Source organism: Streptomyces sp. URMC 126 (assembly GCF_051386555.1).
Taxonomy (GTDB): Bacteria; Actinomycetota; Actinomycetes; order Streptomycetales; family Streptomycetaceae; genus Streptomyces.
Genome location: NZ_JBPQTX010000339.1, coordinates 1 through 7,335, shown reverse-complemented (window position 1 = coordinate 7,335; position 7,335 = coordinate 1). Strand labels below are relative to the sequence as shown.

Genomic DNA, 7,335 nt, shown 5'->3' with positions numbered 1-7,335 from the left:
GTGTATAAGAGACAGTCCCCGAACCGCCTCCGAACAGGCACAACCTCCCCTCCCGACGGTTCGTGACACCACATAGGGTTGGCGGAATGACGACCCATCCCTTCGATGCCGCCGTGACCGCCCTGAGCCGCAACGCCTGGCTGCCCACGAGTGAGGAGGTGGCCTTGGGCAAGGACTTCTTCCACCGCCGGGAAGGACTCCAGCGGCGCTTGCTGCCCGGCATGCCTCCTTGCCCCGACCCACAGGGCTGGGTCACCGAGCACGTGCTCTGGCTGGAGGACGTCGTCGGCATCGCCGACACCCTTGTCGGCGCCTGGCGCTCCTACCTCCCGAACAGCCACATGATCGCCCTCCTGGAGGCCTACGCCCACCAGGCCCGCCCGGCCGTCCCCTACGCCGCGGACCTCCTCCGCGCCTGGGAGGCCGAGGCGTTCGAGTCCTGCTCGGTGGAGGAGGCGGGGTGGTGGGAGGAGTGGCACATCCCGGAGACGGAGCGTCAGGCGCTCGATGCGTTGAATCAGCGGTTGATTCCTATCGGGGCGATGCTTGTCACGGCGGTGGATCGGGGGGTGGCGGCTGTGTGAGGGTGGGGGGTGACGATGAGGCAGAAGGGGTGGTTTGGGACTGTTGCCCTGTATGTCGCGCTGGATGGAAGTGGGTAAAAACCGGGGTGGGTCGCGATGAAGGCACAGGTCACGCCCTGTGGTCCCCGCGCACGCGGGGGTGGACCCCTTCGGCACGGGCTCTGGCGGTGGTTTACGCCGTGGTCCCCGCGCACGCGGGGGTGGACCCCATGGCCACCGCAAAGGAACGTGGCCGGCTCGGTGGTCCCCGCGCACGCGGGGGTGGACCCGCCGAGCAACTGCGGCACTGGTACGCCCACGGGTGGTCCCCGCGCACGCGGGGGTGGACCCTCTTCGCTCGGGACTTGCACGCCTGGCAGCGCGTGGTCCCCGCGCACGCGGGGGTGGACCCGGTCGCAGGGCGAACCCGACATGCAGGTGGTCGTGGTCCCCGCGCACGCGGGGGTGGACCCGTGGCGAAAGGCGTAATCGTCGCGATGGCACGGTGGTCCCCGCGCACGCGGGGGTGGACCCAGGAACCGCTGCGGACGCTCGCCCGCCAACTGGTGGTCCCCGCGCACGCGGGGGTGGACCCGGGGGCGGCTGGGTCTCGCCGACCGGCACCGCGTGGTCCCCGCGCACGCGGGGGTGGACCCCGTCACCCTTTTTGGGATCTTTTCCCTTGTTGGTGGTCCCCGCGCATGCGAGGGTGCACCCATGTACTTGCAGCCGCACCGGCAGATGACGGTGTAGTCCCGGCGCATGCAGGGGGAAGCGCTCGACCAAGCGCGTCATAGCAGCCCCTCAGGCGCTCCCCTCGCCCCTGCGCCGTTCGTCTGCCCCCGTCCCTGCCGACGCCACCAACCGGTACCCCCGCTTCGTCACCGTCCCCACCACGTGCCCGTAAGGGCCCAGCGCTGCCCGCAGTCGGCCCACCACCGCTTCCAGTGCGTGGTCGTCCGGTCGGCGGTGGCGTTCTTCCGTCGGCCAGAGGCGGCGGGTCAGTTCCGTGCGGCTGAGGACCGTGCCCGGGCGTTCGGCGAGGGTGGAGAGGAGGGCGGCGGGCAGGGGTGGGAGGTGGAGGATCGTTTCGGCGGTGCGGACGGTCGTGCCCTGGATCGTCAGGGGACCCGCCGGGGTCGACACCTCGTGGCGGTGGCGGCGCGTCAGTTCGGCGGTCAGGGTTCTGACCAGGGAGCCGAGCCGGCCGCGGTCGGGCCAGGCGCAGGGGACCCCCTCCGCGAGGAGCGGCCTGGCGCAGAGGGGGCCGATGCAGACCGGCAGGACGTCGTGGCGCAGGGCCGTCAGCAGTTGCTCCCGGGCCGGGCCCGCCGCCTCCAGGAACGCCTCGATCGCCGGCGAGCTGGTGAACGGGAGGGCGTGGATCTCCCGGCGGACGGTCCGGGCGACGAGGCGGCGTACGGCGTCGGGGTCCTCGGGCGGACCCCAGCGGTAGACCGGGAGCGCGGTCACGGTGGCGCCCCGGGCGCGCAGCGCGTCGGTGAAGCCGGCCAGCGGAGCGCCGTGTTCCTGCACGACGACGTGTCGCCCGCGCAGGTCGTGGGCGAGCAGCCAGGTGAGGACCGCGTCCGTGGTCTCGGACTCCGGGGCGTGGTCCTCGCGCAATCCGCAGGCGCGCAGCGCCCCCGTCGTCTTCGAGCCGCGGCTGAGCACGGTGGCCTCCCGGCAGGCGCCGAGCAGCGCCTCGGCCAGGCCCCAGCCCTCGGCGGCGCTCATCCAGCCACGCCAGCCGACACCGGTGGTGGCCACCACGTAGTCGATCGGGCGGGCGAGGCAGGCTTCCGTGGCGGCGCGGAGCAGCGCGTCGTCGGCGAGCGGCACCATGCGCAGGGCGGGGGCGACCGTCACGGAGGCGCCGCGGCGGAGGAGGAGGGCGGCGAGTTCGTCCCGTCGGCGGTCCGCCGTGATGCCCACGGTGAGACCCGTCAAAGGGCCGGTTGTGTCGGCCGCGTCGGTCGTGCCGGTCGTGTCCGCCCTGCCGGCCCCGTCGGTCCTGGCGGCCGTATCGGCCGAGTCGATGCGAGCGGTCCGGCCGCTCGGTTCGGTCGGCTCGTCGGACGCTTCCGGTACGGCTGTTCCCATGGGCCGAGATTCGCCGACGGGCATTAAGCCGCCGTTGCGCCGCCGTCACAGGGGCGTTAGGACCGCGTGCGGTTTCGTACGGTCATGTGTCGGGCGGCGCACACCGGGTACCGCCCGGGGTGTGGGGGACGTGAGCGAGTGGCAACGTCGCTGTATCACGGTGTTAATGAGGGCGGATGACGCTTACCGGCATGACCCCAGCAGCACAGCCGGCCGACACCCACTGCCCGTACTGCTCCCTGCAGTGCGGTATGCGGCTGCGCCGTATCGTTTCCGCGCCCCCGGAGGAGTCACGGTCGGGGGACCCGGAGGAGTCACGGCCGGGGGGCCCGGAGCCGTACGGCCGTCCCGGCGTGGTGGTGGAGGAGCGGCCCGACTTCCCCGTCAACCGCGGGGCCCTGTGCGGCAAGGGGCGTTCGGCCGCGTCCGTGCTCGCGCCCGGCGCCCGGCTGACCGCGCCGCTGGTCCGTGACCCGCGCACCGGCCGGCTCCGGGACGCGAGCTGGGACGAAGCGCTGGAGCGGGCCGCCGACGGGCTCGCGGACGCCGCCGCGCGGTACGGACGCGACGCGGCGGGCGTTTTCGGGGGCGGTGGTCTCACCAACGAGAAGGCGTACCTGCTCGGCAAGTTCGCCCGGGTCGTGCTGCGCACGGCCAACATCGACTACAACGGACGGTTCTGCATGTCGTCCGCCGCGGCGGCCCAGCGGGCGGCGTTCGGCCTCGACCGGGGGCTGCCCTTCCCGCTCGCGGACATCGGCCGCACCGGCTGCCTGATCCTGGTCGGCGGCAACCCCGCCGACACCATGCCGCCCGCCATGCGCTACTTCCGCGCCCAACAGACCGCCGGCGGGCGGCTGGTGGTCGTCGACCCGCGGCGCACCCGGACCGCCGAGACCGCCGACCTGCACCTGCGCCCCGCCCCGGGCACGGACCTCGCGCTCGCCCTCGGCCTGCTGCACCTGGTCGTCGCGGAGGGGCGGGTGGACGAGGAGTTCGTGGCCGTCCGCACCACCGGCTGGGAAGCGGCCCGCGCTGCGGCCATGGCCCACTGGCCGGAACGGGCGGAACGCATCACCGGCGTTCCGGTGGCCGCGATGCGCCGGGCCGTGGAGATGTTCTGCGACGCGCCCAGCGGCATGGTCCTCACCGCGCGCGGCGGCGAGCAGCACAGCAAGGGCGTGGACACCGTCGGCGCCTGGATCAACCTGTGCCTGGCGGCCGGCAAGGCGGGCCGGCCGTTCAGCGGCTACGGGTGCCTGACCGGCCAGGGCAACGGCCAGGGAGGACGCGAACACGGTCAGAAGGCCGACCAGTTGCCGGGCTACCGGTCGATCACCGACCCGGCGGCCCGCGCGCACGTCGCCGGGGTGTGGGGCGTCGACCCCGACACCCTCCCCGGACCCGGCCGGTCCGCGTACGAGCTCCTCGACACCCTCGGTACCGACGGCGGCGTACGCGCCCTGCTGCTCATGGGGTCCAACCCGGTCGTCTCCGCACCGCACGCCTCCCACGTCACCGAGCGGCTGCGCGCCCTGGACTGTCTCGTCGTCTGCGACATCGTCCGGTCCGAGACCGCCGAACTCGCCGACGTCGTCCTGCCCACCGCCCAGTGGGCCGAGGAGGAGGGCACCATGACCAACCTGGAAGGGAGGGTGATCCTCCGCCGTCCGGCGCTCGACCCGCCGCCCGGCGTCCGCACGGACCTCGCCGTCCTGCACGGGCTCGCCGAACGCCTCGGCGTCGAGAAGGGGTTCCCGACGGCGGCCGAGGAGGTCTTCGAGGAACTGCGCGAGGCGTCCGCCGGCGGTCAGGCCGACTACTCCGGCATCAGCTACGCGCGGATCCGGGCCGAGGACGGCGTCTTCTGGCCGTGCCCCCGCGCCGACGTCGGGCGGCCCCGCCACCCTGGGACGCCTCGGCTGTTCCTCGACCGGTTCGCCACCCCGGACGGCCGCGCCCGGTTCGCCGACGTCTCCCACCGGCCCGCCGCCGAGGAACCGGACGCCGACTACCCCCTGCGGCTGACGACCGGACGTGTCCTCGCGCACTACCAGAGCGGCGCCCAGACCCGCCGCACCCCGGAGCTCGTCCGGGCCGCGCCCGGACCCTTCGTCGAACTCCATCCGCGGCTCGCGGCACGGCTCGGGATCGCGGACGGCGACCGGCTGACCGTCACCAGCCGGCGCGGCCGCGTCACCGCCCCCGCCGTGGTCACCGACCGGATCCGCCCCGACACCGTCTTCATGCCCTTCCACTGGTCCGGCCCCGGCCGCGCCAACACCCTCACCAACCCCGCCCTCGACCCCGTTTCCCGCATGCCGGAGTTCAAGGTGTGCGCGGTACGGGTGGAAGCGGCGGGGGAAGGGCGGTGAGCGCGGTGGCGGGCGGCCGGGAGCCCGGCGTGCGCGTCGGCGGCGAGTGGTCGGTGGCTGGCGCGGCCGGTGGCTCCGGAGTCCCGTGGAAGGGCGGCGGCTCCGGCGGTACGGGCGCTTCTTGGGCGCGTACTGCCGGGAGGCCCGCCGCCGGCGGCATGCCGGTACCGGGTGTGGCCGCGGAGCTGCGTGTGACTGCGGAGCTGGGGGTGGCCGCGGATCCGTGTGTGGCTGTGGACGACCGCCCTCCGGGGCCGTCGTCGGCCGGAATGCCGGCCGATGCCCGCAGGGCGGCGTTCGGCGATGTGGAGCGGCCCGGCCGCGCCGCGACGCCGGGCGGTCCGGCGGCCGTCGCCGCGGGCCGGGACATCGGTGCCCGGCCCGCGAGCCCCGGCGCACGACTGCCGGCGGTGGGCGGCACCGCGCCGGGACGGCCGCGCGGTTTGGTGCGCAACGCCCCGGCGTGGGCCGAAGCGACAGCCGAAGCCCCAGCGGTAGCCGAAACCGCCGCAGTAGACGAAGCCGCAGTGGAAGCTGGAGCCGAAGCCACGGTGGAAGTCGAAGCCACGGCGGAAATCGAAGCCGCAGTGGCGGTCGAAGCCGCTGGGGTCGGCGTGGGGGCGCCGGCCGTGCGGGACACCGGCACCGCCGCTCCCCGCCCGTCCGCCGCCGGCGACGCGCCTCCCTCCGCCGCCCGCCCGCCGCGCGCCGGTTCGGCCGACGTCCGGGCGGAGGGCCACCACCGCCCCTCAGGCCGGCCCGCCGCCCGTACGGTGCCGGGGCCTCGCGCCCCCCACCACGTCGCCGTCGTCGGGGCGGGCATGGCCGCCGCCCGGTTCGCGCGGCAGCTGCTCGCGCTCGTGCCGGACGGGGTCGTGCGGGTCACGCTGTTCGGGGCGGAGCCGCACGTGCCCTACAACCGGACCCTCCTCACCGGCCTGCTGCGCGGCCTGTACACGCCGGACGCCCTCGCCCTCCCCACCGGCGGGGCGACCGTCCGCACCGGCACCGAAGTCGTCGCGATCGACCCGGAAACGCGGACCTTGCGCATCACCGACGGACGCATCACCGACGGGCGCACCACCGACAGGTACACCGTCGGGTACGACACGCTCGTCCTCGCCACCGGCGCCGCCCCCGTCCTGCCGGAACTGCCCGGGCTGCGCACCGCGTCCGGGGCGCTCAAAGGCGGCGTCCACCCGCTGCGTACGCTCGGCGACCGCGCGCGGATCGCCGCGGACGTCCGGGCCGGCGGGACGGCCGTCGTCGTCGGCGGGGGCGTACTCGGTGTCGGCGTGGCGCAGGCGCTCGCCGGGGCGGGGGTGGCGGTCCGGCTGGTGCACGACGGGCCCCACCTGATGGACCGGCACTTGGACGCGGGTGCCGCCGAGACCGTGCGCCGCGCGCTCGCCGCGCTCGGCGTCACCACGTTCCGCGAGCGGCGCGCCGCCGCCGTGCTCGGCGACGACGCCCGGATCACCGGGCTCCGGCTGTCCGACGGCACACGGATCGAGGCCCGGACCGCCGTCCTCGCCTGCGGGGTCCGGCCCCGTACGGAACTCGCGCGGGCCGCCGGCCTCGCCGTGGCCACGGGCGTCGTCGTGGACGACACCCTCGCCACGTCCGCCCCCGGCGTGTACGCGATCGGCGACTGCGCCGAGCACCGGAACCGCCTTCACGGCCGGGCGGAAGCCGCCTGGGAACAGGCCGACGCGCTGGCCGCCGCTCTCGCCGCGAACCTGTCGGGGACACCGGGAAACGGTCCCTGTCCGGTCTTCGCCACCCCACCCGTCCCGCCAGCCCCGCCGGTCCCGCCCGTTCTGCTCCGGCTCGGCGCCGGGCCGCTAGACGTAGCCGCGTTCGGCGATTCCACCGCCTCGGGCGACGACGTCGAAGTCGTCACCCTGGCCGACGCGACCCGCGGCACCTACCGGAAGCTGGTGCTGCGCGACGGCGTCCCCGTCGGCGCGATCCTCGTCGGCGACCTCACGACCGTGGGTGACGTGGGGGACGCCGTGATGCGTGGTGAGCCCGTGGCAGGGGACGCGCTCAGCTTGTTGGTGGGGGAGGGGTGCCCATGAGGTACCGGGCTGCTCGTGAGACGTCTGGGGTGACTGTGAGGTCCCAGGTCGCCCCTGAGGTTCCGGGGCCGGCAGTGACGTGCCGGGCAGTCCCTGACATCCTTGCGTCGGCCGTGAGTACCCGGAGTTCCCCGCCGGCCGCCCGCTGCAGGGGCCGTACGAGCAGCGCCGGCCCGGTCCGGCGCATCCGCCCGGGCCCGCCCGCCCCCCGCG

At 75.1% G+C, this 7,335-nt stretch carries 4 protein-coding genes and 1 CRISPR repeat array; of the genes, 3 read left to right on the top strand and 1 reads right to left on the bottom strand.

Features of this window, described 5'->3' with window-relative positions; genetic code table 11:
- Window positions 1-86: 86 nt before the first annotated feature.
- Complete coding sequence (locus ACSNOK_RS28490; RefSeq protein WP_436783669.1) at window positions 87-584, top strand: hypothetical protein; 498 nt, start codon at window positions 87-89, stop codon at window positions 582-584.
- 118 nt (window positions 585-702) lie between these two features.
- Window positions 703-1,280: a CRISPR direct-repeat array (repeat unit 29 nt; unit sequence GTGGTCCCCGCGCACGCGGGGGTGGACCC).
- A gap of 87 nt (window positions 1,281-1,367) precedes the next feature.
- On the opposite strand, the gene ACSNOK_RS28485 is transcribed toward ACSNOK_RS28490, so the two are convergent.
- The gene (locus ACSNOK_RS28485) at window positions 1,368-2,666 is read right to left on the bottom strand and encodes a uroporphyrinogen-III synthase (protein ID WP_436783668.1); all 1,299 of its coding nucleotides are present in this window, start codon (window positions 2,664-2,666) and stop codon (window positions 1,368-1,370) included.
- Window positions 2,667-2,857: 191 nt separating this feature from the next.
- On the opposite strand from ACSNOK_RS28485, the gene ACSNOK_RS28480 reads away from it, so the two are divergent.
- The gene (locus ACSNOK_RS28480; RefSeq protein WP_436783667.1) at window positions 2,858-5,041 is read left to right on the top strand and encodes a molybdopterin oxidoreductase family protein; all 2,184 of its coding nucleotides are present in this window, start codon (window positions 2,858-2,860) and stop codon (window positions 5,039-5,041) included.
- A 551-nt stretch (window positions 5,042-5,592) separates the two neighbouring features.
- A complete protein-coding gene (locus ACSNOK_RS28475; RefSeq protein WP_436783666.1) occupies window positions 5,593-7,122 on the top strand; it encodes an NAD(P)/FAD-dependent oxidoreductase in 1,530 nt (509 codons plus the stop codon).
- The last annotated feature ends 213 nt before the right edge of the window (window positions 7,123-7,335 follow it).

Bases quoted from the DNA above. Each gene is read 5' to 3' on its own strand.
- ACSNOK_RS28490 (WP_436783669.1), top strand. From the start codon at position 87: ATGACGACCCATCCCTTCGATGCCGCCGTGACCGCCCTGAGCCGCAAC.
- ACSNOK_RS28485 (WP_436783668.1), bottom strand. From the start codon at position 2,666: ATGGGAACAGCCGTACCGGAAGCGTCCGACGAGCCGACCGAACCGAGC.
- ACSNOK_RS28480 (WP_436783667.1), top strand. From the start codon at position 2,858: ATGACCCCAGCAGCACAGCCGGCCGACACCCACTGCCCGTACTGCTCC.